This window comes from Agromyces excoecariae (assembly GCF_051715505.1).
Classification (GTDB): Bacteria; Actinomycetota; Actinomycetes; order Actinomycetales; family Microbacteriaceae; genus Agromyces.
On sequence record NZ_JBPSLA010000001.1, the window covers coordinates 211,658 to 235,320 of the forward strand.

The following is a 23,663-nucleotide window of genomic DNA, read 5'->3' on the forward strand; positions in this document are numbered from 1 at the left end:
GGGGGTATTGTTACCGTGGTGCCATGACCTCGAAGCGGTACCTCATCATCGGCGGCGTCGCGGGCGGCATGTCCGCCGCGACCCGCCTCCGTCGCCTCGACGAGCACGCCGACATCATCGTGCTCGAGCGCGGCGGGCACGTCTCGTTCGCCAACTGCGGCCTGCCGTACTACCTCGGCGGCGTCATCGAGGAGCGATCCAGCCTCCTGCTGCAGACCCCGGCCTCGCTCGGCAGCCGTTTCGGCCTCGACGTGCGCGTGCGCACCGAGGCCGTCGCCATCGACCGCGAGGCGAAGACCGTGCTCGTGCGCGACCTCGTGACCGGCGAGGAGACGACCGAGGCGTACGACGCCCTCGTGCTCTCGCCCGGCGCCACCCCCGTCCGCCCGCCCATGCCGGGCGGCGACCGCATGCTGACCCTGCGCGACATCGACGACGTCGACCGCGCGATGGCCGAGCTCGAGGTCGCCCCGCGCACCGCGCTCGTCATCGGTGCCGGGTTCATCGGCCTCGAGATGGTCGAGAACCTCGTCCACCGCGGCCTCGACGTCACGCTCGTCGAGCTCGGCGACCAGGTGCTCCCGCCGCTCGACCCCGAGATGGCCGCGCCCGTGGCCGACCGCCTGCGCGAGGCCGGCGTCGACGTCCGCCTCGGCACGCAGGTGACCGAGCTCCACGCCGACACCGCACGGCTCAGCGACGGCACCACGGTGCCCGCCGAGTTCGTGCTCGGATCGATCGGCGTCCGTCCCGACACGACGCTGGCCGTCGCGGCCGGCCTCGAGGTCGGCGAGCGGGGCGGCATCCGCGTCGGCGACGACCTGCGCACGAGCGACCCGCACATCTGGGCCATCGGCGACGCCGTCGAGAAGGTCGACGCGATCAGCGGCGAGCACCGCCTCGTCGCCCTCGCCGGCCTGGCCAACCGCCACGGGCGGCTCGCGGCCGACGTGATCGCGGGCCGCGACATCCGCGTGCGCGACGCCCTCGGCACGGCCGTCGTCGGGCTCATGGGCCTCACGATCGCCACGACCGGCTGGCCCGAGAAGCTGCTCCGCCGCGTCGGGCGCGAGGTCCGCGTCATCCACACCCACCCCGCCTCGCACACGGGCTACTACCCGGGCGCCGAGCAGATGGCGCTGAAGCTCGTCGTCGACGCCGAGACCGACCGGATCCTCGGAGCGCAGGGCATCGGCGGCGACGGCGTCGACAAGCGCATCGACGTCATCGCGACCGCCATGGCCGGCGGCCTCACGGCCTCCGACCTCGCCGACCTCGAACTCGCCTACGCACCGCAGTTCTCGTCGGCGAAGGACCCGGTGAACATGCTCGGCTACGTCGCGCTGAACGCGCTCGAGGGGCTCACACCGTCGATCCAGTGGCACGAGCTCGATGACGCGATGGCGGCGGGCGACGTGCTCGTCGACGTCCGCACCCCGGCCGAGGTCGCCGCGGGCGCCATCCCCGGCTCGATCAACGTGCCGCTCGACGACCTCCGCGCGCGCGTCGACGAGCTGCCAGCCGGGCGCCTCGTCGTGCACTGCAAGGTCGGCCAGCGCGGCCACACCGCGGTGCGCCTGCTCGCCCAGCTCGGCCGCGACGCCGTGAACCTCGACGGCGGCTACCTCACGTGGCAGGCCGGCGAGTCGGCCCGGCTCCACGCCGAGACCCGCGAGACCGCGGCCGCCGCCTAGGCCGGCCGCACCCACCGGACCACCCCACGCACACTCGACCCTGAGGAGAACCATCATGTGCAGCCCCGTCACCTGTTCCTGCGGCAAGACCACCTGGTCCGGCTGCGGCCAGCACATCGACTCGGTGAAGGACTACGTTCCCGCCGACCGGTGGTGCGACGGCGACCACGGCGACCGCTGAGCCGCGGCATCCGCCCCCATCACGACCCTTCGAACCGAGGAGAACCACATGTGCCGAGCCGTCACCTGCCGCAAGTGCGGCAAGACCACCTGGGCCGGCTGCGGCCAGCACGTCGACCAGGTCATGCGGGGCGTGCCCCGCAACCAGCGTTGCGCGGGCCACGAGGACGAGCCGTCGACGGGCTTCTTCGCGAAGCTCTTCGGTCGCTGAGCCGGCGCCGCCGCACCGACGCCGAGCCGACCCCGCAGAGCCGATGCGCCTGAGCCGCATCCGCCGCGACCCACGGGCCGAGACGGAGGAGAATCCGCCGAGCGAGCCGCGTGTCCACCCCCGACACGCCGCCGCTCCGCCGGATCTTCCGCCGTCTCGGCCCGTGCTCGTGCGCGACGACGTCCGTGCACTCCGTGCCTCGGCGGCGGCGGCCTGGGCCGAGGCGATGGGGGATGCCACGTCCTGCGCACTCGCGAAGGACGGCCGGTCGCATCCCGCCGGCAAGTTCCACGAGGGCCGCACGGCCGCGCTCGGCGAGCTGTACCGGGCCTGCCCGGCGGATGCCGCGGGCGAGGGGATCGCCGCACTCGCCGGGTCGCTCGCGGACGACTGGCTCGCCCGCCGCATGCCCGGCGGCGGCAGCCGCGACTGGGAGAGCTACCGCGCGGGCGGCGTCGACGCGCTCCGCGCCGTCGCGGCATCCTGATTCCCGGCTCCGGTCCTCGGTGTCGTCCCCCACCGGCAGGAGTCGGTGCGGCCCCTCCGCCTTCGGTCGGTTCGGCCTGCGAGACCAGGCGTCGCCCGTCGCCTCGACCGGAACGCCGGGCTTGGAATCGCACGTGCGTTGTCCCCCGTTCGATACCACCGCGGGGTCGACTCTGCTATGAAAGGAAGGCCCTGCCCTGACAGTGATTGGACGTGTCGCATGAGTTCCACCGGTACCGAGCAGCCCGAGCCCCAGGCGCAGAGCGACTACCAGGCGGTCGGCGGTGGCCCGGCGGTCGCCGTGGTCGTCGACCGGTTCTACCAGCTGGTGCTCGACGACGATCGCCTGCGGGGGTACTTCGACGGGATCGAGATGGCCCGCCTCAAGCGGCACCAGGTCGCGCTCGTGTCGCAGGTCATGGGCGGACCGACCAGCTACGAGGGCCGTGAGCTGCGCGAGGCGCACAAGGGCATGGGGATCACCGAGGAGGACTTCGGTGCCGTCGCCCAGCACCTCGTGACCGCGCTTTCAGGGGCCGGGGTCCCGGCCGACATCATCGATCGCGTGGTCGGCGTCATCGCCGGCACGCAGCCCGACATCGTCGAGGCGCCGGCGGCCGGGTGACGCGGTGGACACTGCTGCACTGAAGCAGACGTGGGGGCTGGCGGAGAGCCTCGGCGACGAGGTCCCGCTGTACTTCTATTCGCATCTGTTCCTGTCGCACCCCGAGCTCCGGGCCATGTTCCCGGTCTCGATGGCGACGCAGCGCGACCGCCTCGTCGGCGCCCTCGGGCGCATCGTCTCCAGCGTCGACCAGCTCGACGAGGTGACGGCGTTCATCCAGCAGCTGGGCCGTGATCACCGGCGCTTCGAGGTCATCGCCGAGCACTACGACGCGGTCGGCGCCTCCCTGCTCGCGACGCTCGAGCACTACCTCGGGGAGCTCTGGACCGAGGAGCTGGCCGGGGACTGGGCGGCCGCGTACGGCGTGATCGCCGGGGTGATGGTCGAGGCGGCCGCGGAGTCGGAGCAGTCGAGTCCGGCGTGGTGGACCGCCCGGGTCACGGCGGTCGAGCGGCGAGGGCTCGACATCGCGGTGGTCCAGGTCGCTCCCGATTCGTCGTTCCCGTTCGAACCCGGCCAGTCCGTGGCCGTCGAGATCCCGTCGCGGCCGAGGCTGTGGCGCTACTTCAGCCCCGCGAACGCACCTCGCGCCGACGGGTCGATCGAGTTCCACGTGCAACTCGTGCCCGGCGGGCAGGTGAGCAGCACGCTCGTCCGCGACCTGAGGGCCGGCGAGACGATCCGGATGGGTGCGCCGGTCGGCCAGGAGCTCACCCTCGCGGACGCCGAGCGCGAGCGGGACCTCGTCATGGTCGCCGGCGGAACGGGGCTCGCGCCGCTCCGGGCGCACCTCGAGCGCATCGACCACGCGTGGCAGGCCACCGGCCGGGCTCCGCGGGTCGACCTGTTCCACGGCGCCCGACTGCCGCTGGGACTCTACGAGCACCGGCTGCTGCAGAACCTGACGGCCCGGCCGTGGTTCTCCTACACGGCCGTGGTCTCCGACGACCTCACGTACTCCGGCGAGCGGGGGAACGTGGGCGACGCGGCCGTCTCGGCCGGACCATGGCACGGGCGTCTCGCGCTCGTGTGCGGTTCCGCGGAGATGGTCCGGCACTCGGTCGCCCACCTCCGCACCGCGGGGATCGCGCACAGCGACGTCCGGTTCGAGCAGTTCGCGACGCTCGACGAGGACAGCCACGACCTGCACCACCACACCCGAGAACCGCAGCCGACCGGGCTGCACCAGCGCGAACAGGGGGACCACGCATGACGCCGAACGGGACCGACCCCGACAGCACCACCGAGTCGCCGGCCGAGAGCATGCCCGAGAACGACCTGTCCGCAGCGGTCGGCCGGCTCCCCGACACGCACTCGGTCGAGTTCACGATGAAGATCCGGGGTGGCGCGTACGACCGACTCGAGGTCGACAACTTCATGCGCGAGCTCGCCGAGGCGATCGCAGACGTGCGATCCGCCGCGAGCGTCGCCGGCCAGGAGCTGTCGTCGTTGCGCGCCGCGAACGCACGGCTGCGCAGCGGCTCCGGTGCGGAGTCCGAGGACGAGATCACGTCCGGAGCCGTCGGGCTCCTCACGCAGGCTCAGCTGATCGCCGACAAGGCGATCGCCGACGCCGAGCAGTACGCGCGAGACCTCGTGCTCACCGCACGCAACCAGTATCGCGAGATCCTCGAGCGAGCCGAGAGCACGGCCAGCAAGGCGAGCGCGACACTCCCTGCGCACCCGAACGGCGCACCCGCGGTGCCCGAGATCGAGTACGTCCGCACCTATGCCCAGGTCGCGCAGATCCAGCTCCGTTCGGTGCTCGACGCGCTCACCGAGCAGGTCGACCGCCTCGGCAGCCTGCCCCAGCCAGCTGACGAGGAGGATGGGCAGCCGGAACTCGAGGTCGGTCCGACGGGCGAGCCGGAGTGGCAGCCCTCGCCGGCGGTGCAGCAGGGTCAGGCGGAACGGGCCTAAGGGGTCGGGCGCCCCCTCGATCCGGACGACGGTCACAGCGGCATGCGCGCGCTGACGGTGGTGCTGGCGATCATCGTCGTCTGGAGCGCACTGTCGCGTCCGTTGGACCGGAGGGGCGTCACATCCGCGCTCTTCCTGATGGTCGTCGGCTTCGGGGTGAGCGCGCTCGCGCCGGGCCTGCTCGACGTGTCGCTCGAGACCGTCGTCGCCGAGAGCATCGCCGAGATCGCCCTGGTACTGCTGCTCTTCAGCGACGCGACGCGCATCGACCTCAGCGTGCTGCGGCACCAGCTCGGCTGGCCCAGCCGCCTGCTCCTCGTCGGCCTGCCCCTGACGATCCTCGCCGGCACGGGGGCGGCGGCGCTGGTCTTCCCGAGCATGGCGTTCGCGTCGGCGTTCCTGCTCGCGACCATGCTGGCCCCGACCGATGCGGCGCTCGGCCAGAAGGTGGTGGCCGACACGCGGGTGCCGTCACGCGTTCGCCAGGCGCTCGACGTCGAGAGCGGACTGAACGACGGTCTCGCGGTACCGCTCTTCCTGGTGGCGCTGTCGATCGCGAACGCCGAGTTCGAGGGCGGCGTGGCCGGCATGGTGGCCGGCAGCATGGCGGCGCAGATCGGCTGGGGCCTCATCGCCGGGCTCGCCGCGGGAATCCTCGGCGGACTGCTGTTCCACGCGTCCGACGCCCGCGGCTGGATCGCCGGCGAGTGGCGCCAGATCCTCCCCCTCGCGGTCGCGCTCCTCGCGTACTCGGTGGCGCAACTCCTCGGCGGAAGCGGGTTCATCGCGGCCTTCGTCGGCGGGCTCGCGTTCGGCCGGCTCGCCGGGCCGAGCCGCTCGAAGGTCACCGTGCTCTCCGAGGCGGCGGGCGACCTGCTCGCGGCGATCACCTGGATCGCGTTCGGCGCCCTCGCCCTGGCCCTCGCCATCCCGTACGCGACGTGGCAGGTCTTCGTCTACGCGGCGCTCAGCCTCACGATCGTGCGGATGGTCCCCGTGGCGATCGCGCTCGTCGGAAGCGGCGCGCGCCGGCCGACGGTCGGCTTCATCGGATGGTTCGGCCCGCGCGGCCTCGCCTCGCTCGTGTTCGCCCTGCTCGCGGCCGAGCGCGGGGTGCCGGAGGGCGAGACCGTGCTCACCGCGGTCGTCGTGACCGTCGCCCTCAGCATCATCCTGCACGGCCTCACGTCGGTGCCGTTCGTCGACGTCTACCAGCGCTGGTACGACGCGAACACGCCGACGGGCTCGGCGGCCGGGGAGTCGGTGCCGTCGACGCTGCCCCGTCGTCGGCGGCAGTTCCCCGGAGTGAACGGCGTCGGCGAACGCGCCGACGGCGCACCGCCCGCGGGGTGAGTCTGCCGATCACGCGACCGGCGGCTCCTCGGCGCCGGCGTCGTCGCGGTCGCCCCTCCGCGGCGAGAGGAAGAGGTTCGCGAGGTACCCGGTGAAGGTTCCGAAGATGCCGACGCCGACGACGATCATGATGCCGCCAGCGAACCGTCCGGCGTTCGTGACGGGGTACTCGTCGCCGTACCCGACGGTCGAGATCGTGACGACCGTGTACCAGAGCGCGTCTGACGCGGTCGTGATGTTCGCGCCCGGAGCGTGCTGCTCCAGGTAGAGCATCGTGAGGCTTCCGAACTGCAGCACGAGCACGCCCATCAGCAGGAGCGCGTAGAGGGCGCTCCCGGCGCGGTCCCGCACGAGGGTGCGCCAGATGGTGCGCGCCCCGAGCTCGCGGAAGAGGCGGATGACGCGGATGATCCGGAAGAGGCGCAGGATCTTGAGCTGGGCGAACGGCAGGCTCGCGAGGAGGTCGGCCCAGCCGAAGTGGCGGAAGAAGTAGGCGCCGCGCTGCGGAGCCGTCGCGAGCCGGTAGGCGAAGTCGACGAGGAACACGGCGCTGAACACCGCGTTCATGACGCTGAGCACCGTGTCGAGCGCCTCGTCGACCAGCGCGTACATGAGCACCAGGTTGACGATCGAGAGCACCGACAGTGCGCCGACGAAGATCTCGTACCCGGTGCTCTTCAGCTCGCTCCGCGGCTTCGACATGCGTGGATCATGGCACGGCGCCGGCGCGCCGAGCGGGAGCCACGAGGGGCGTCGGGCAGGTCTCCGATCCGGTCAGGTCGCGACGCGGGCCTCGGTCCACTCGCGGACCTCGTCCGCCGGTTCGGGCCGTCCCCCGATGACGCGTTCCGCGTCCGACACCGCGGCGGCGAGCAGCGCGACCAGCCGGTCGTCGTGACCTCCGACGGACGCCGTGGCGATTCCGTCGACCGCGCCGGTGATGACGTGTCGGCACTGCTTCACCGACGTGCGCGGGTGGCCCCCTCCGACCTCGTCGATGAAGCGGATGGCCCAGGCGTCGGCCGCCGGGGCGGAGCGCAGCGCCGACTCGGCCAGCTCGCGCGTCGCCGCGGAGACCTCGTCGTCGCGATCGCCGAGCGCGACCAACGCCGAGCGAAGGCCCACGGCCTGCGACCGCTGCCGTTCCTCGGCGGCGATCGGGATCGCCGCGTGCGCTGCCCGTACGGCGAGGACGACGTCGAGCAGGGGGTCGTCGCTCGTCAGGCCCACGACCGACGGGATGAGCGGGGTGAGGCGTGCGCGGCCGGCGTCGCTCGTCCGGTCGTTGACCAACCGAGCGAGGTGGGCGAGGGTGCCGTGCGTGCACGCCGGGTGGTCGCTCCAACGCTCCCCGGCGAGGAACGACGCGAACTCCATGAAGCACGCGCCGCGACGCGGCGAGCGATGGCGCCCGGCCGACAGGATCGGCACGACATCCGGGTGCAATCCAGCGCTTCGCATTGGAAACCTCCCTCGCAGGTTTCCACTGTGCGCCTGTCGGGACGGCGAATCAAGGGGGTGTCGCTCGCTCACGGCCCGATCGGAAGCCGCAGCGTGCGGTCGTTCCACGCGGCCTGCTCGCGGGTGAAGGTGTAGTCGTCGCGCCCAACCGCCTGAGTCGGGTCCAGGTCCGGTACCCGGTGCGCAGGATGGAGGAAGCCGAGCAGCCAGGCGCCGTTCGCGTCGTACATCGCGCGCATGATCTCGACCTTGCGGGCTCGCGCGAACTGGCCGGCTGCCACCTCCTGCGGTGTGGCGAACGAGCGCAGCTCGGCGCTGCCGGCCACCACCTCGTCGAACAGGTGCACGGCGTGCCGTTCGAAGTCGGCGATGAACCGGTCGCGGTTCAGGGTGCGCTGGCGTTCGCTCCCGCGCCCGGCGCGGATCGGCAGTGCCCGGTCACCGTAGACATCCGCCGCCGTGTCGGCCACGTTCGTGCCGCGCCAGTTGACCTGGTACCGCCGGGGGAACCAGCGCTGCGTGTAGCCGACCGCCTGCTGGCCGCGGTCGCCGCCGACCGCGCGCCCCGCTGCCCGCAGGAACTCCTCGCCTCCGCCGGCTCCGAGCCGGCAGCCGTGGAACTCCAGTGTCGAACCGGAGTCGAACCGGGTGGCGCTCTGCAGGTACTCGCTCGTCAGCCGCCGGGCGGCGAGCGCGGCCTCGAGCTGCGCGGCGGTGTGCCATCGACCGGCGAGCTTGAGCTGGTTCGACGGCTCGATCGTGCCGTGGGCGAAGACGTCGACGCGTCGGACCATCCGCTCCGGCTGGGCCGATTCGATCGTGCTGAGCATGCGCTCGAGGGTGTCGATGCCCTCGACGACGACGACCGTGTCGCCCGCGGTGGCGGGCCGGCCGAAGTAGGTGCGCGCATACGCCGCGGCATTGGCGATGAATTGGTCGTCATCCCGGCCGGGCGCCGCGACGAGGACGACGTTGACGCGCGGCGCGTTCCGGCCGAGCCGGTGCAGCGCCTGGAGGGCGCCCTCGTACGACCCGCGAAGCCGGTTGCCGAGCGCGGCGTCGCCCTGCAGCGAGCTGTCGATGATCTGCTTGCCGTTGTCGTAGGCGGTCTTCCACCGCGGCAGCACGTTGCCGATCTCGCGCAGGGTCGCTTCGGCGGGCGGCGCCGGCAGCCCGAGCGCGGGTGCGGCCTCCTGCGCCTGGCCCTTCGCGGCGTAGAACCTGGTGGCAGCGTCGAAGAACCGGATGAGGTCCTCGACGAACTCGCGACGGACGGGGTCGGTGGGCGGCGTCGTGGTGACCGTGTCGCGTTGCAGCGCGGCGTGCAGCGACACCGCCCGGGTCAGGCTCGGGATGGCGCCGACGGGCGCGGGCGCGATCGCACCGAGTCGCTCGGCGACGGCTCGGTTGCCCGCCGAGCGCTGCAACGCCACGACACCGGATGTCTCGTTCCGCGCGTCGCGCGTCGGCCCGACGCCCCGGCCGGGGGTCGCGACCGTTTCGCCGACATGCGCCGGCCCCCGCACCGCCGCAGTCCTCACTCCTCCACTATCCTCGCCCGCCGCCCGCGCGTCGCGGCCCGAACGGGCAGCCATTCCTGCCCCGAGGGGCACGAGGGCGTCGGAGTGCCGGTCGGATGTCGCAGATCGCCCGTGGTCGCCGCTCGGCCTGAGTCAGGTGCCGTCAGCGGCGCGGCGGGATGCGGACTTGGCGCGGACGTGCACCCTCTCGCCCTGCCGTCCGAAGAGGCTGAGCACTTCCGCCGGATCGCCGTCGGCGCTTCCGAACCAATGCGGCAGCCGGGTATCGAACTCGGCCACTTCGCCCGCGGCCATCACCAGGTCGTGCTCGCCGAGGATGAGTCGCATCTTCCCGGAGAGGACGTAGATCCACTCGTACCCCTCATGGCTCTTCAGGTCGGGCTGGTTCTGGCTGGCGGGGATCAGGATCTTCCATGCCTGCACGCCGCCGGGGTTCGGGGTCAGGGGGATGACCGTGCGACCGTGCACACGCCGGGGCTTCAGTCGCACCCGCGGGTCGGCGACGTCCGGGGCGCCGACCAGTTCGTCCAGCGGGACGCGATACGCCTGGGCGAGTGGGAGCAGCAGTTCCAGGCTCGGTTTGCGCTGGCCGGTCTCGAGACGAGACAGCGTGCTCTTCGAGATGCCGGTCCTTTCCGACAGCTCGCTGAGCGTGACGCCGAGCTTGGAGCGCAGGCGCTTGAGTCTCGGACCGACTGCGTCGAGGGCCGCGTCGATGGGCGTCGTGTCATCCATGCCCTCATCTCACTGCATCGATCCCAGTTTCAGCAACGAACATTGCTGTACGCGAGCCTCAACCTCATGGTTGGACCATGAACGAGTTCGATGTCGTGATCATCGGCGGCGGCGCGGCGGGCCTGACCGCCGCGGTCGTCCTCCTCCGCGCCCGGAGAACCGTCGCAGTGATCGACGCGGGCGCACCCCGCAACGCGCCGGCGACGGCCATGCACGGCTTCCTCTCACGCGACGGAATGGCCCCGCGTGAACTGATCGCCGCGGGCCGCGGCGAGGTCGCCCAGTACGGGGGCGTGCTGATCGACGACACGGCGACGAACGCCGCGCCGGGCTTTCGCGTTCACCTCGCCGGCGGGCGCGAACTCGGCGCGCGGAGGCTCCTGGTCGCGACCGGACTCACCGACGAGGTCCCCGACATCCCCGGGATCCACGAGCGGTGGGGACGCGACGTGCTCCACTGCCCGTACTGCCACGGCCACGAAGTCCGCGGCGAGCCCCTCGGCGTGCTCGGCGGGAACGCCGAAGCCGTCCAGCATGCACTGCTGATCAGGCAATGGTCGGATGACGTCACGCTCTTCTCGCACACCGATGCGCCGAGCGAGGCTCATCGGGCACTCCTCGCTGCCCGCGGCATCCGTCTCGTCGAGGGGGTCGTCACTCGCATCGTCGTTCGCGACGATCGCGTGCGCGGCATCGAGCTCGCCGATGGCAGCGTCATCCCTCGGACCGCCGTCTTCGTGCGACCTCGATTCGTGCCGAACAGCGATCTGCTCTTCCGGCTCGGCTGCCGTATCGACGGGAACGGGTGGGTCGAACACGACGTCCTCGGCCGCACCTCGGTCCCCGGCGTACGCGTTGCCGGCAATGCCGCCGACCCCAGGGCGCAGGTGATCGCCGCCGCAGGTCAAGGCTCCGCCGCGGCGATCGCCATCAACGCCGAACTCGTCGAGGACGACGTCGAACACGCCCTCTCTGTCCGCTCCGACGGCTGACCTCACGCCGTCCCGCCCCGTCTGCAGTACCGAACGACCAAGGAGAACCACCATGTCCGCAACCGAATCCGCCGCCACGATCGCCCCCCAGCTGCCACCGCCGAGCACGCACCAACTGGCGCTCATGATCTGGGTCGCCGTCTTCCCGACCCTCACTGCGCTGAACCTGCTCCTCGGACCGGTGCTCGAGGGCACGCCGACCGTCGTCCGCACCCTGGTCTTCGCCACCATCGCGGTGCCGATCGTGATCTACGGCATCATGCCCTGGCTCCACCGTGCCCGACGCGCGATCATCGCGAGGATCGCCGCACGGCGCGGCCTCTGAACCTCCCGCTCAACATCATCCTCACGTCCGAAAGGCGAATCCCATGAGCTTCCCCCAGTCGATCCGTAGCGGGTTCCGCCGCTACGCTGACTTCTCCGGCACCGCCAGTCGCTCCGAGTTCTGGTGGTGGATCCTCTTCACCGCGCTCGTCGCCACCGCCCTGGCCGCCCTGCCCGTTCCGACCTTCGCTTCCACAGAGGGAGCGGCGTGGGGCGCGCCGACACTCACCCCCGTCTGGCAGCTCGCTGTGCTCCTGCCCACGCTCGCCGTCACCGTCCGTCGTCTCCGCGACATCGGCTCGAGCTGGGGCCACATCTTCTGGGCCTTCCTTCCCGTCTGCGGCGCGATCGTGATCGCAGTGCTCTGCGCTCAGCCGTCGGCTGTTCGCGCCACCGCACCCGTGCCCGCCACTGCGAAGAGCCGATGACGGGAATCGAACGCGCGCTGTCTGCTTGGGAAGCAGAAGTCATCCAGTAGTGATTCACTCCGCGCCGCGATCGCCGGATCGGAGTCGATCCCCCGGGACGAGTGCTCGACGATGGGCACGTGTGCCGGACGCCGCCGTCGTGGGGCCGAGTGACCAGCCGCCGATCCGGACCTCACCTCGGAGCGGGCGCGCTGCTGGCGACTCGGGGGATCGCAACGCCCCACGCACGGCACGCTGTCGTCCTTCCACCGTTCGCCGCACGGTTGGCGATCGAGGCTGCTCAGCGCAGTTCGATGACGAGGTGTCCCTCATCGAGCCCTGTGTCTTCCGCTACTTCCCGGACGGGTGGGTCTTGTCCTGCATCTTCTTCAGTGGCGAGCTGGGGCTGTCGGAGCCGCTGGGAAGCGTGAGGTCGCCGACGTAGATGGTGCGATCCTTTTTCTGGCCGCCCATGACGCCACTCTTCCCGTGCGCCACCCCGTTGTTCAGGTTGGCGGCCTGACGCGGTTCGGCGGGCGGAACCAGCGCATCGAGCCAGGCGTAGAAGTTGTCGCCGCACATGGTGTACGCACCGAACGGATTGGTCGAATTGAGCTCGTCGGCGCATTGCAGCTGCGTCACGTCCAAGACTGGCAGGCGGAATTGGGGGTGCGACTTGGCGGCGGTGGTGGTCCATCCGGGTGGGCCACTGGTCCAGTCGCCGGTGGTGTCGATGCCGCACCACGTCGACGTGCCCTCGTAGAAGCTGTCGTTCGCGCTGGCAGGTGGGAGAGCCGGGTTGGGAACGGTGTTCGTGCAGGAGTCGTTGGACCCGGCGGGCACCTGCAGGCCTGCGAAGGAGTTGAAGTAGTCGCCAGCCGTTTGCGGGTCGTAGATCGGGTAGAAGACCCCGGGGCTGAAGCCCGTGTCCATGAAGGCATACACCTGCGTCGTCAGGTGCACATTGCTGAACGGCTGGATGGTGAACGCATAGTTGGTCACGAAGATCGTGTTCACCGGGATGCCGGAGAACCCGCGCGCGCTCATCAGATAGTCGGCACCGTTCGTGTATGTGCCCCAACTCGGGCCGGTGTTGTAGATGTCCTGGATCGGCCCCATCGGGGCGGCTCCCCACGTCCCGCCGTAGCTTGTGCCGTAGCCGCCGTAGGAGCCGCCGATCGCGGTGTCGCTGTAGGTCCCGGCAAGGATCCCGCACGGGGCGTTCGAGTTCAGTCCCGGGCAGCTCGAGTCGCTGTTGATCGAGTTGAAGACGCTCGGGTCGGACGCCCACAGGGTGGTGGATCCGACGTAGAGGTGGACGGGCTGGGAGTTCACGGTCGGATCCGTGGTGTACGGCGCGCCGCCGAACGTGAGCTGATCTGCGATCCGACCGCGTTCCCCGGACTGTCCGTCCTCGCCGAGGACCGCCCAATCGGCGTTCTCGCACCAGGACAGCACGCCGCCGGTAGCGGAGGCCCCGCAGATCGTCTCGGGCAGGTTCGTAATGGTCTTGACCGTCGACGTCGGCGAGTTGGCTGCCTGCCAGGCCTCGAAGTTCATCGCCTCGACCACCATGGTGATGCCCTCCACCTGGATGGTCTCGTAGTAGCCGATCAGCGGCGCGATGACCGTGTCGTAGTAGACGTCGTCCGTCTGTCCCGCGTGGTTGGTCGGCAGGTTCGCGGGCTGCGACAGGCAGCTCTGCAGGAGCCCGGTGTTGGCGGCCGGTGCGATGAGGGTGGTATCGAGGTCCTGGAGGTAGTCCTGGACACTCTTGCCGCCGATACCCTCGTTGTTGTTGTTCAAGACCTGGTCGGCCCAGACCTGCATGTCGGCGACGGTGACCGTGTTGTTCTGCGCCTCGGCGACGATGCCCTGATAGGACTGCTGGGGCACCGACCCGCCGAGAGGTCCCGAGGACGCGGCGTTGGGGTCCCAGAGGTTGCTGATGGCGTCGACCATCGGCTCGGCGCTCTGGATCCAGGTATCGCAGTCGAGCTTGTCGACCGCGTTGGTGAGCGCGGCGATCTCCGACTCGATATCGGTGAGAGTCTGCTCGATCGCGTCGAGCTCGGTGCTGATCTGGTCCAGCACCGCGGCGTCCTGGTTCGCCGAGCCCGCGCTGGGCAGCACCCAGCCCGCGAGCGTGCTGCCGACCTGGCCACCGGCACCCTTGACGATGGAGCTGAGCAGGTCGGTGACGGCGGAGGTCGTGGGATCACTCAGCGTGGGAGGCGGCGGTGCCGTCTTGGCGATCGCGGGCGCCGAGTCCACGCTGGTGCCCACACCGACGGCGACAATCGCGAGCATGCCGATAGCGACCTGCGCCGCGCCACGAACAGACGGGAGTTTCATCTGCCTCACCTTCCCGACGATCCGTCAGCGCCCTCGCTGGCGGGTGGGACGTACTTGTCCTTGGCGGTGTCAATGTTGCGCGCCAGCGCAGCGCCGCGAGGCCACGACCTCCCCAGATGCTGCCGACGCTAGTCCCGCCCTTTCACGCGCACAAGAGGACGCCTGCGTGCCTCAGCGACCCCACCTCCCGAAGAGCCAACCCCGCCGCGGAGCGACGCTGCGATCCTCGCGAGGTGCGCGAGCGAACCACAGACGCACGAATCCACGCGCGTACGCGACCCGCCGCTCTCGCGCAGTGCCCGGTTGGGGATCCCTCTGCGAGATTGCGGTGCTAGCTTCACCGAAAGCGAAATGGAGCATCGATGGAGATCGTCATCGTCGCAGTCGTGGTCGGGATCGCTCTCCTGGGCGTGCTCGTTTGGATCCTGACGGGCCGGGACCTTCGGAACTCTCAGGGGTTGGATCACGCCGCGGACGCCTCGCACGCTGAAGCGCAGGCACGCGCGTACGGTGCCGGTGCGGCCCGGGATTCCGGCAGGGGCGCCATCCCCTGACCTCACGTCGGCGGCATCGCACTGCCAGAACACGATGCCCGAATCACGCGCGGGTCCGAAGGGCGCGAACGTGGTGCTCTTCTCTCGTCGACGCACACTGATCCGTGTTCGAGCATTGCGCGCACGCGGGGCGATACGCCGCCCCCACTCCAGGCGCGGCTTGACCCCGCTCGGCACAGCCAGAAGAGGTTCGGCTACGGCCTCACGCGCGCCCCCCCCCGTGAACCGATCGAGGTGCATCCGCGTGGACTGTATCCGGGCGATACGTGGGATTGCGCGCCTGCTCCCGGAGCTCGGAAAGGTGCTCTGATCGGGCAATTCACGAAGAGCCGATGACGGGAATCGAACCCGCGCTGTCTGCTTGGGAAGCAGAAGTTCTACCATTGAACTACATCGGCACGTGGCATCCGCGGCGCCGATGACGCCGGGTGCGACGCAGTCAGCATAGCAAGCGCGACCACCCCATTCGCACCCGTCGAGGCACCGGGCGGTGCTATGGCCGCAGCATCCGTCGCGCCCGATGCACGACCGGCCGCGCGACGTGTCGAGCCAGCGCCTTCGCCCCCTGCGACCACGCGTCGAGCCGTCGATACCGGCGGATGGCTCGCCGCATCGGCCCCGCGTAGCGCTCGTAGTCGCCGGCCTCGCGAGCATCCGCGAACGCGACGAGTGAGAGCCGCGAGATGCGGCGCCGCTGCCGCAGCACGGCGGCGCGTCGGGGGGAGACCGCGGAGCGGTCGGGTGGCACGCGCTTGACGGGCACGCTGAGCCCGGCGGCGAGGTCGTCGGCGAGCCGCAGCGAAAGTCCGGCGCGCCGATGGCGGAAGCCGCCGGCCTGTGATCGCGCGGCATCCTCCACTGACAGCGGCTCGAGCTCGACGTCGTCGCGATCCGCGGCCGACTGCAGCAGGCGCCGTACCCGCTCGTCGCGGATGACCACCGCGTTGGTGCCCCGCCAGTCGGCCGCATACTTGTGCAGCCAGGCGTCGGCGAAGGCGACATCCGCCCCCTCGGCGAAGACGTCGTCGCAGAAGTTGCAGGCCTCCGGCTGGAGCGCGCCGAAGCCCCACCCGCCGTCGATGGTGTCGGCCGAGCGTCGCACGTGGTGCGAGCCGTCGGTGCTCACGGCGTCGTAGTCGTAGTCCCATGCGTAGCGATCCGAGTTCTTGACCCGGAAGTCGATCCGATCGAGCTCGGTCGGCGGCACGCCGGCCTGCCAGGCGAGCGATTCGGCGAAGAACGTCGACTTCAGGTGGCCGCAGACGAGGCCGACGTAGACCCCGAACTGCGCGCCGAGGTCGGGGAGCTCATTCGCGAGCAGGCGTAGCGCCTTGATGAAGCAGGGCACTCCGACCACCGCGTAGGTCCGGCCGTCGCCCCGGATGCCGGCGACGACGTCGGCGAGCGTGGTCGCCGAGTACATGGACTTCCGGTTCTGCTCGATCTCCTCCGGCGCGGTCGAGACGGTGTAGGAGAACCGCGGGTCGCCGGGCGAACGCCCGACGTGCAGCACGCCGTCGACGAGCCCGGCGCGCAGCAGCTCCTCGAGCAGCAGCGACGTCAGGCCGCCCGAGCTGCTGCCGACGATCTCCTGCTCCGAGGTCCGGCGTCCGGCGACGATCTCGAGGTGGGCTCCGAGGCGGTCGTCCTTCGGGAGGTCGGGGAATCGCTCGCGGGCGAGGACGTCCTCGTTCTTCGCGTCGTCGGAGAACGGGCACACCCGGCTGGCGGCGCGCAGCGCGGCCTGGTCGACTCCGTCGAGGCTGGCCTCGTAGACGCCGTGGCGCCCGATGGTGACCGGTATCGCGCCCGATGTCCGGACCGAGCAGGCGCCGCACCCGATGCACATGCCTCGATCGACGACCTGCTCGATGCCGTGCGTCATGCGACCCCTCCTCGGCGAGCCTGCAGATACCGTCGACCCGTGTCTCGAAGGGTACTGATGAGGACACTGCCCCTCCACACCAACTACGACGGCATCGTTCAGGCGTACACCCTGCGGTGTGGATGCTCCTCCCCGAGTCTCGTCTGGCGCTGGCGTGCGGCGCGGAAGCTCCTCGCCCCCCAGCCCCGAGGAGCCTCCTACACGGCATCGTTCGGCCGCGAGGACATCGATGAGTACAGCGGGCCGGGTGTGCGCGACGGTATACCTCGTCGAGAACCTCTGACCCCTCGGTAGGCTGACCTCGTGCTTCTCTCGGATCGCGACATCAGGGCCGAGCTCGACCGCGAGCGCATCCGGCTCGACCCGTACGACCCCGCCATGATCCAGCCGTCGTCGATCGACGTGCGCCTCGACCGGTACTTCCGGCTGTTCGACAACCACAAGTACCCGTTCATCGATCCGGCCGAGGATCAGCCCGAGCTCACGCACCTCATCGACGTGCGCCCCGACGAGGCGTTCGTGCTGCACCCGGGCGAGTTCGTGCTCGCGTCGACCTTCGAGGCGGTCACGCTCCCCGACGACGTCGCGGCGCGCCTCGAGGGCAAGAGCTCGCTCGGCCGGCTGGGCCTCCTGACGCATTCGACGGCCGGCTTCATCGACCCGGGCTTCACCGGACACGTGACCCTCGAGCTCAGCAATGTCGCGACCCTGCCGATCAAACTGTGGCCGGGCATGAAGATCGGGCAGCTGTGCTTCTTCCGGCTTTCGTCGCCGTCCGAGCGGCCGTACGGGTCGGCCGAGTACTCGTCGCGATACCAGGGCCAGCGCGGTCCGACCGCGTCGCGTTCGTTCCGGAACTTCAGCAGGGCGGATGTCGGCGTGACCGACGCCGGCTCGGCCGGGAGCTGAGCGGGCAACCGGTGCGGGCGTAGATGCGGGTCTCTAGCCGGGTCTGCGCGAGCTAGTATCGGGCGATGGTGGGGGAATCAACGGGCGATCCGCAGCCGGAATCGAAGCCTTCGAGCGCGGCGGCGCCGGCAGCCCGCGTCATCGCGCTCTACCTGCCGCAGTTCCACCCCGTGCCCGACAACGACCGGTGGTGGGGCCCGGGCTTCACTGAGTGGACGAACGTCGCCCGGGCGCGTGCGAGGTTCCGGGGACACGAGCAACCTCATATCCCGGCAGACCTCGGGTTCTACGACCTGCGCCTGCCCGAGACGCGCGAACGCCAGGCCGAACTCGCCGCCGCTCACGGCATCGAGGCATTCTGCTACTGGCACTACTGGTTCGGCGGCGGGCGGCAGATTCTGCAGCGACCGTTCTCCGAGGTGCTGCAATCCGGTCGTCCATCGCTGGGCTTCTGCCTGGGCTGGGCGAACGAGTCGTGGACCGGGATCTGGCATGGTGCCCGCGAACGCGTGCTCGCCGAGCAAACCTATCCAGTCGGCGATGACCGTGCGCATTTCGACGCATTGCTGCCGGCATTCCGCGACGAGCGCTACCTCCGCGTGCATGGGCGACCGGTGTTCCAGATCTATCGACCGGGGCAGCTGCCCTCGGCTGCGCGATTCGTCGATGAGTGGCAGAGGATGGCCCGGGACGCCGGGCTCGGCGGCCTGTACCTCGTCGCGACGCTCGACGCCCACTACAGCCGGTTCCGCGAGGACGGATTCGATGCCGCGCTGCAACAGCGGTTGCCCTTCGAACTGGGGCGGGGCGGCATGGCGGTGGTTCGGGCCAGGCACAAGCTCCTGGGACACCCAGTCGTGTATCGCTACGCGCGGTCGCCGCTTCCACGCCCGAAACACTGGGGCAGCGACATGCAGCCGTGCGTCGTGCCGAACTGGGACAATACACCGCGTTCTGGACGCAGGGGCATAGTACTGACCGACGCACGACCGGAGTACTTCCGTGCGCACCTACGCGACGCAATCGATTCGATTGCCGACCGTCGGGCCGAGGAACGTCTGCTGTGGATCAAGTCGTGGAACGAATGGGCTGAGGGCAACTACCTCGAACCCGACCTGGCGACAGGACACGCGCGCCTGCAGGTGCTGCGGGACGAGCTGTACCGAGGAGAAACCTTCCAGGCGCGCTCCGCGGCCCCGAGCATTCCCGTCGATGCGTCCGAAGGGGTCTCATGAGCTCATCCTCGCCCGCTCAACACGACGTGTACGGGGACGAACGGCGCGCTGAACTGGCGCCGTTCGTGCCCGCTCATGCCGGCTCGGTGCTTGACGTGGGCTGCGCGCACGGCGGCTTCGCGATGACGCTGCGTGGTGTCCTCGGCCCCAACGCTCGACTCGTCGGCATCGAAGCGGTGCCTGCTGCGGCCGAGAACGCGAGACGGCACCTCGATCGGGTGTACGACGGGTACTTTCCCGACGACCTCCCCCCGGACGCGGGCCGCTTCGACCTGGTGTGCTTCAACGATGTGCTCGAGCACATGTTGGACCCGTGGTCGGCCGTCGAAGCCGCAGCTCGACACCTGCGGACGGGCGGTCGGATCATGGCCTCGATCCCCAATGTCAGGTATGGGCCGCACCTCGAGAAGCTCTGGCACGGCCGGTGGGACTACGAGGACACCGGCATTCTCGATCGAACACATGTGCGCTTCTTCACCGACCGAACGATTCGCGAGACGTTCGAGCAGGCTGGGTACGTCATCGAGGTGTTCGCCGGGATCAATTCCGCATGGCGGGACGAGTGGCGCCCGACACGGACGAGAGGGCGCCGCGATCTGCTCCTCTGGCCGTTTCGAAGCGTCGGACGGTCGATCCTCCAACTGCGGCATTCCGACGTTCGATGGCGGCAGTTCGTCGTGGTGGCGAAGCTGCGGTCAGCCTCGGACGGGGACGAGAACGGATGACGACGTTCATAGCTGCACCGTCAGTCTGCCGACGGAGCAGTGTCTGCGTGACCGACGCCCGCTCGCTCGGAAGCGGATCGGGTCCACGTCGCCCCAATTCGGGGCACAAATCGCCGCCCGCGCCGCATGCGACCGCAACTCGGGGCCCGCATCCCTTCCTGTCCCCGTAAATGCCGACGTAGGATGCCGCAGACGCGTGACCGAAGCAGCGTCGTGTGCACCCGATCATGCGGCGTCCGAACGGTGTCGCGGGAATGCGAGAAAGATGACCGAAATCGTCCTCGCGCACGACTACCTCGTGCAGTTCGGCGGCGCCGAGCGCGTCGTCGCGCACTGGGCGACCGCCTTCGGGTCGCGGACGATCTACACCCTCGCGTACTCAGCCGAGGGGACGTTCGACGCGTTCCGGGGACTCGACGTGCACCGGAGCCTGCCCGGCTCGCTCACGGCGCAGGTGGAGCGACTGCTCCCCGCCCTGCCCTCGATCGCCGAGCGCACCGTGGTCTCCGGGGGCGACGTCGCCCTGGTCTCGAGCAGCGGCTGGGCGCACCGGTTCCGGTACGAGATGCCGCACGTGGTCTACGTGCACAGTCCCGCCCGCTGGCTGTACGCGGCATCCGATTACCGGATGCGGCTGAGCCCCGTGCGGCGCGCCGGACTCTGGGCGAGCACTCCGATACTCCGCCGCGGCGACCGTGAGGCCATGCGCCGCGCGCAGGTTCTCGTCGCGAACTCGGTGGTCACACGTGATCGCATCCGCGACGCGTACGATCTCGACGCGGTCGTGGTGAACCCGCCGGTCGAACCGGTGTCGGAGACGGCCGCCCAGCCCCGGCGCCCCCTGCCCGACGCGTTCACCGTCTGCGTCGCCCGCGATCGCGGGTACAAGAACGTCGCGCTCGCCGTCGCGGCCTCGAGGATCGCCGGTCTGCCGATCGTCGTCGCCGGCCACGGGTCCGAGACGCTCGACGACCCCCAGGCCGGCGTGCACGGACTCGGACGCGTGAGCGATGACGAGCTCGCCTGGTTGTACCGCCACGCCGCCGTCGTCATCGGCGCAGGCCGCGAAGACTTCGGCCTGACGATCATCGAGGCCGCCCTCGAGGGCACGCCGGCCGCGGTGGTGCCCGCAGGCGGGTACCTCGAGACCGTCAGCGAGGGTGTCAATGGATTCCATGCCGGCTCGCCGACCCCAGACGACCTCGCGACAGCCATCCGCCGCGCCCGTGAGATCGACGCCGCCTCGTGCGGGGCGTGGGCGCGCCGGTTCCGTCGCGACGCGCACGTCGCCCAGCTGACGAGAGTGCTGGAAGAGGTGGTGCAGCGGGCGTGATGATTCGCAGGTGAGCTTGTCGCTTCAGGTGCGCGGCTTGGGCGTGCGTGGATGCCGGCCACCAGGCGGGCCCGAGCACGTGGCCATCGGACAGCCGGTCGAGTCGGTACTGTAGCGGCATGACGACCGAACCCGCCGCGGCGCGACCGCGCTGGCGCCGGGTTCTCGGCAGCTTCTGGGCGCAGTTGCTGCTCGCATTCCTCGTCGTCGGACTGGTCCTGACCTTCCTGGCGAAGCCGTACGTGGTGCCGTCGGGCTCGATGCTGGAGACGCTCGAGCCGGGCGACCGGATCCTCGTCAACCGGCTCGCGTACCTCGGATCCGAACCGGCCAGGGGCGACATCGTCGTCTTCGACACTGATGAGGCGTGGGAGGCCCCCGACGCGGCGCCGGTCGATCCCGTCCGGGGCGCATTGCGCTGGATCGGCGAGGTCACGGGATTCGGCCCGTCCGGGCCGCACACGCTCGTGAAGCGGGTGATCGGAACACCCGGTGAGGTGGTCGCGTGTTGCGATTCGACCGGAGCGGTGCTCGTCGACGGCCGTCCCATCGACGAACCCTACGTCTCCAACGATTTCGCGTTCGAGGAGGGAGTACTCGACTGCACGACGTCGCCGCGCTCGACACGCTGCTTCGACGAGGTCGCCGTGCCCGAGGACTCCTACCTGATGCTCGGCGACAATCGGTCCGGCTCTCGAGATTCGGCGTATTCCTGTCGTGCGGCCGGCACGGCCGACGACTGCTGGCGATGGGCGTCGCGCGGCGGGATCGTCGGCGAGGTGGTCGCCGTCCTGTGGCCGATCCAACGATGGGGAGCGCTCGGCTAGGATCGGGCCGCAACGGGCGTTATCGCGCGAGAGGATGAACGCATGGATCTGCGCGAGACGGTTCGATGACCGCGGGACCTCGCACCTTCCGCGAGCATGTCGATGTGACGGCGATCGGCGCGACGGTGCGCATCGGCTTCGCGGCCGACGTGCCGGAGGAGACGCGAGCGCGTGTCGCCGACGCCTGGGCGGACGCCACCGTGACCGCTGACGACACCGATGCGGTCGTCGAGGTCGATTCCGATGGTCCGGTCGAGTCGATGCTCGAACGGCTCTCGGTCCGCGTCACGCTCGCAGCGCTCGCACATCAGCGGGGCGCGTTGATCATGATGCACGCCGCAGGCGTCGCCATGGAGGACGGGCGCGTGATCGCGTTCGTCGGTCCGTCGGGGCGAGGAAAGACGACCCTGAGCGCCACCCTCGGGGCGCAGTTCGGCTACGTCTCCGACGAGACCGTCGCGGTCGACCGCGACCTCACCGTGCACGCGTACCGCAAGCCGCTCTCGAAGGTGCGCCCGAATGGTCCGAAGGAGCAGGTCGCGCCGCGCCGGGCGGGGCTGATGGACCTGCCCGCCGCTCCGCTGCGGCTGGCGGCGCTCGTCCTGCTCGATCGTCAGCCCGGCGTCTCCGAGCCCGAACTGACGCGGGTTCCCGTGATCGACGCCATCGCCGAACTCGTTCCGCAGCTGAGCTACGTCACCGACATCGAGGCTCCGTTGCAGCGACTCGCGGCACTGTGCGATGCCGTCGGCGGCGTCTGGCGCATGACCTACGGCGAGGCGGCGTCGGTCGTTCCCCTGATCCCGGAGTTGCTCGGCGCATCGCCGGCCGACGCCGGTTCGTGGCGCCCGCTCGCGTCGAATCAGGAGGAGTCCGGAGTCGGGACGACGGCGTTCAGATGGGGACCGGTGTCCGACGCGATCGCCGCCGACGAATCCGTCGCGGTCATGAGCGGTGGGGTGTTCCGTGTGCTCGCGGGCATCGCCCCCTCGATCTGGGTGGGCATTGGGAACGGCCTGAGGGTCGAGGAGCTCGTCGCGCAGGCGATCGCGGAGTTCGGGGAGCCGGCCGAAGGGGATGCCTCGGACCTGGTCGCTGCGGTGATCGATGAACTCGTCCGCGAGGGCCTCCTGGTCAGTCAGGCGACTGTCCCCTGAGCTGTGGCCGCCGTGGACGGCCCCATCGCCCCCGACGACTGCTCGTGGTGAACAGAGAAACGCTCGGCCGAAAGCGATTCGGCCGAGCGTCTCACATGTCTCGCGATCTCTGCATCAGAAATCGGATGCGGAGAGAGTTCGCGCGGTAGGAGGGGAATTACCCCTAGCGCGCCCCGCAGAACGCCGTGGTGCACTCGCCGATGTTGTTCGTCGGCACCTTGGTGTCGACGATCGGAGCGCCACCGTCGACGGTGTACGTCACGGTGAGGAAGTTGCCACTGTTGTCGCTCAGGAACCCCACCAGGTCGGACTGGGTTCCTGCCGTGAAGCAGACCGGGAGGCTGTAGCCGGGCTGCAGCGTGAACGCCGCGTTGTTGGTCTTCTTCACGTCCGTGACGCAGACCTCCGACGACGTGTCGGGGCAGACCGTACCGTCGGTCGTGAAGGTGAGGTAGTAGCCCCACGGGTCGCCGGTCGACTGCCCGGGACACTTACATGCATCCTGCCCCAGGATGACGCTGGGGATACAGCTCGCGGCCGCGGTGGGCACGGTTGCGGCGACGGCGACGGCGGGGACTGCCCAAGCCATCGCCTTCGTGACGGTCCGGCGGCTGACGCCGGGCAGTTCAGAGTTCTGGGTCTCGGTCATGGCCTCTTGTCCTTCGACGAGTGTGCTGTGAGGTTTTTGTGATATGGGTAACGCTCGTGAATGCTATCGCATGCTGAGGAATGCGCAACACACGACGGAGCCCCC

General features: G+C 70.1%; 25 protein-coding genes and 1 tRNA gene. 18 read left to right on the plus strand and 8 right to left on the minus strand.

Annotated features, from left to right (window positions below; all coding sequences use genetic code 11):
* The first annotated feature begins 23 nt into the window (after nt 1–23).
* The 8 genes from ACSJD1_RS00990 to ACSJD1_RS01025 all read left to right on the plus strand — a co-directional run bounded on the left by ACSJD1_RS00990 (nt 24) and on the right by ACSJD1_RS01025 (nt 6,469).
* A complete protein-coding gene (locus tag ACSJD1_RS00990; RefSeq protein WP_438853449.1) occupies nt 24–1,694 on the plus strand; it encodes an FAD-dependent oxidoreductase in 1,671 nt (556 codons plus the stop codon).
* 55 nt (nt 1,695–1,749) lie between these two features.
* The gene (locus tag ACSJD1_RS00995; RefSeq protein ID WP_438853450.1) at nt 1,750–1,875 is read left to right on the plus strand and encodes a hypothetical protein; all 126 of its coding nucleotides are present in this window, start codon (nt 1,750–1,752) and stop codon (nt 1,873–1,875) included.
* A 48-nt stretch (nt 1,876–1,923) separates the two neighbouring features.
* Complete coding sequence (locus ACSJD1_RS01000; protein ID WP_129235593.1) at nt 1,924–2,085, plus strand: hypothetical protein; 162 nt, start codon at nt 1,924–1,926, stop codon at nt 2,083–2,085.
* Between the two features lie 163 nt (nt 2,086–2,248).
* Nucleotides 2,249–2,572 (plus strand): hypothetical protein, encoded by a 324-nt coding sequence (locus ACSJD1_RS01005; RefSeq protein ID WP_438853451.1) that lies wholly within the window; start codon nt 2,249–2,251, stop codon nt 2,570–2,572.
* A gap of 219 nt (nt 2,573–2,791) precedes the next feature.
* A complete protein-coding gene (locus tag ACSJD1_RS01010; RefSeq protein WP_438853452.1) occupies nt 2,792–3,196 on the plus strand; it encodes a group I truncated hemoglobin in 405 nt (134 codons plus the stop codon).
* Between the two features lie 4 nt (nt 3,197–3,200).
* On the plus strand, nt 3,201–4,409 hold the full coding sequence (locus tag ACSJD1_RS01015) for a globin domain-containing protein (protein ID WP_438853453.1): 1,209 nt from the start codon (nt 3,201–3,203) through the stop codon (nt 4,407–4,409).
* Nucleotides 4,406–5,116, plus strand: coding sequence for a DivIVA domain-containing protein (locus tag ACSJD1_RS01020; protein WP_438853454.1), 711 nt, complete (start codon nt 4,406–4,408; stop codon nt 5,114–5,116). The genes ACSJD1_RS01015 and ACSJD1_RS01020 overlap by 4 nt, the downstream gene beginning before the upstream one ends.
* Before the next feature lie 42 nt (nt 5,117–5,158).
* Nucleotides 5,159–6,469: a cation:proton antiporter gene (locus ACSJD1_RS01025; protein ID WP_438853455.1), complete on the plus strand. Its 1,311-nt coding sequence runs from the start codon at nt 5,159–5,161 to the stop codon at nt 6,467–6,469.
* A 9-nt stretch (nt 6,470–6,478) separates the two neighbouring features.
* Here the strand turns inward: ACSJD1_RS01025 and ACSJD1_RS01030 are convergent, their stop codons facing one another.
* The 4 genes from ACSJD1_RS01030 to ACSJD1_RS01045 all read right to left on the minus strand — a co-directional run bounded on the left by ACSJD1_RS01030 (nt 6,479) and on the right by ACSJD1_RS01045 (nt 10,206).
* Nucleotides 6,479–7,171, minus strand: coding sequence for an ion transporter (locus tag ACSJD1_RS01030; RefSeq protein ID WP_438853456.1), 693 nt, complete (start codon nt 7,169–7,171; stop codon nt 6,479–6,481).
* A gap of 72 nt (nt 7,172–7,243) precedes the next feature.
* A complete protein-coding gene (locus ACSJD1_RS01035) occupies nt 7,244–7,930 on the minus strand; it encodes a hypothetical protein (protein WP_438853457.1) in 687 nt (228 codons plus the stop codon).
* Between the two features lie 68 nt (nt 7,931–7,998).
* Complete coding sequence (locus ACSJD1_RS01040; RefSeq protein ID WP_438853458.1) at nt 7,999–9,363, minus strand: hypothetical protein; 1,365 nt, start codon at nt 9,361–9,363, stop codon at nt 7,999–8,001.
* Nucleotides 9,364–9,603: 240 nt separating this feature from the next.
* The gene (locus ACSJD1_RS01045) at nt 9,604–10,206 is read right to left on the minus strand and encodes a helix-turn-helix domain-containing protein (protein WP_438853459.1); all 603 of its coding nucleotides are present in this window, start codon (nt 10,204–10,206) and stop codon (nt 9,604–9,606) included.
* Nucleotides 10,207–10,283: 77 nt separating this feature from the next.
* Between ACSJD1_RS01045 and ACSJD1_RS01050 the strand changes: the two genes are divergently transcribed.
* Genes ACSJD1_RS01050 through ACSJD1_RS01060 form a run of 3 tightly spaced genes read left to right on the plus strand, consistent with a single transcriptional unit; the run spans nt 10,284 to nt 11,950 of the window.
* Nucleotides 10,284–11,198: an NAD(P)/FAD-dependent oxidoreductase gene (locus ACSJD1_RS01050; RefSeq protein WP_438853460.1), complete on the plus strand. Its 915-nt coding sequence runs from the start codon at nt 10,284–10,286 to the stop codon at nt 11,196–11,198.
* A 52-nt stretch (nt 11,199–11,250) separates the two neighbouring features.
* Nucleotides 11,251–11,523 (plus strand): hypothetical protein, encoded by a 273-nt coding sequence (locus ACSJD1_RS01055; RefSeq protein ID WP_438853461.1) that lies wholly within the window; start codon nt 11,251–11,253, stop codon nt 11,521–11,523.
* A gap of 43 nt (nt 11,524–11,566) precedes the next feature.
* The gene (locus ACSJD1_RS01060) at nt 11,567–11,950 is read left to right on the plus strand and encodes a DUF805 domain-containing protein (protein ID WP_438853462.1); all 384 of its coding nucleotides are present in this window, start codon (nt 11,567–11,569) and stop codon (nt 11,948–11,950) included.
* A 330-nt stretch (nt 11,951–12,280) separates the two neighbouring features.
* Here the strand turns inward: ACSJD1_RS01060 and ACSJD1_RS01065 are convergent, their stop codons facing one another.
* Nucleotides 12,281–14,284, minus strand: coding sequence for a hypothetical protein (locus tag ACSJD1_RS01065; RefSeq protein WP_438853463.1), 2,004 nt, complete (start codon nt 14,282–14,284; stop codon nt 12,281–12,283).
* A 362-nt stretch (nt 14,285–14,646) separates the two neighbouring features.
* Between ACSJD1_RS01065 and ACSJD1_RS01070 the strand changes: the two genes are divergently transcribed.
* Nucleotides 14,647–14,838 (plus strand): hypothetical protein, encoded by a 192-nt coding sequence (locus ACSJD1_RS01070; RefSeq protein WP_438853464.1) that lies wholly within the window; start codon nt 14,647–14,649, stop codon nt 14,836–14,838.
* Between the two features lie 327 nt (nt 14,839–15,165).
* Here the strand turns inward: ACSJD1_RS01070 and ACSJD1_RS01075 are convergent.
* Nucleotides 15,166–15,236 (minus strand) — tRNA-Gly (locus ACSJD1_RS01075).
* A gap of 95 nt (nt 15,237–15,331) precedes the next feature.
* Nucleotides 15,332–16,723: a Coenzyme F420 hydrogenase/dehydrogenase, beta subunit C-terminal domain gene (locus ACSJD1_RS01080; protein ID WP_438853465.1), complete on the minus strand. Its 1,392-nt coding sequence runs from the start codon at nt 16,721–16,723 to the stop codon at nt 15,332–15,334.
* Nucleotides 16,724–17,026: 303 nt separating this feature from the next.
* Between ACSJD1_RS01080 and dcd the strand changes: the two genes are divergently transcribed.
* The 6 genes from dcd (at nt 17,027) to ACSJD1_RS01110 (ending at nt 22,909) form a co-directional block, all read left to right on the plus strand.
* Entirely contained in the window at nt 17,027–17,632 is a 606-nt protein-coding gene (gene dcd, locus ACSJD1_RS01085; RefSeq protein WP_438853466.1) for a dCTP deaminase, read from the plus strand.
* A gap of 65 nt (nt 17,633–17,697) precedes the next feature.
* Nucleotides 17,698–18,867, plus strand: coding sequence for a glycoside hydrolase family 99-like domain-containing protein (locus ACSJD1_RS01090; RefSeq protein WP_438853467.1), 1,170 nt, complete (start codon nt 17,698–17,700; stop codon nt 18,865–18,867).
* Nucleotides 18,864–19,592: a class I SAM-dependent methyltransferase gene (locus ACSJD1_RS01095; RefSeq protein WP_438853468.1), complete on the plus strand. Its 729-nt coding sequence runs from the start codon at nt 18,864–18,866 to the stop codon at nt 19,590–19,592. The genes ACSJD1_RS01090 and ACSJD1_RS01095 overlap by 4 nt, the downstream gene beginning before the upstream one ends.
* Before the next feature lie 265 nt (nt 19,593–19,857).
* Complete coding sequence (locus tag ACSJD1_RS01100) at nt 19,858–20,925, plus strand: glycosyltransferase (RefSeq protein WP_438853469.1); 1,068 nt, start codon at nt 19,858–19,860, stop codon at nt 20,923–20,925.
* Nucleotides 20,926–21,044: 119 nt separating this feature from the next.
* Nucleotides 21,045–21,752 (plus strand): signal peptidase I, encoded by a 708-nt coding sequence (lepB, locus tag ACSJD1_RS01105; RefSeq protein ID WP_438853470.1) that lies wholly within the window; start codon nt 21,045–21,047, stop codon nt 21,750–21,752.
* 104 nt (nt 21,753–21,856) lie between these two features.
* Nucleotides 21,857–22,909 carry a PqqD family protein gene (locus ACSJD1_RS01110; RefSeq protein ID WP_438853471.1) on the plus strand — a complete coding sequence of 351 codons (1,053 nt, stop codon included), beginning with the start codon at nt 21,857–21,859 and terminating at the stop codon, nt 22,907–22,909.
* Nucleotides 22,910–23,072: 163 nt separating this feature from the next.
* Here the strand turns inward: ACSJD1_RS01110 and ACSJD1_RS01115 are convergent, their stop codons facing one another.
* Nucleotides 23,073–23,558 carry a hypothetical protein gene (locus ACSJD1_RS01115; protein WP_438853472.1) on the minus strand — a complete coding sequence of 162 codons (486 nt, stop codon included), beginning with the start codon at nt 23,556–23,558 and terminating at the stop codon, nt 23,073–23,075.
* Nucleotides 23,559–23,663 lie beyond the last annotated feature (105 nt).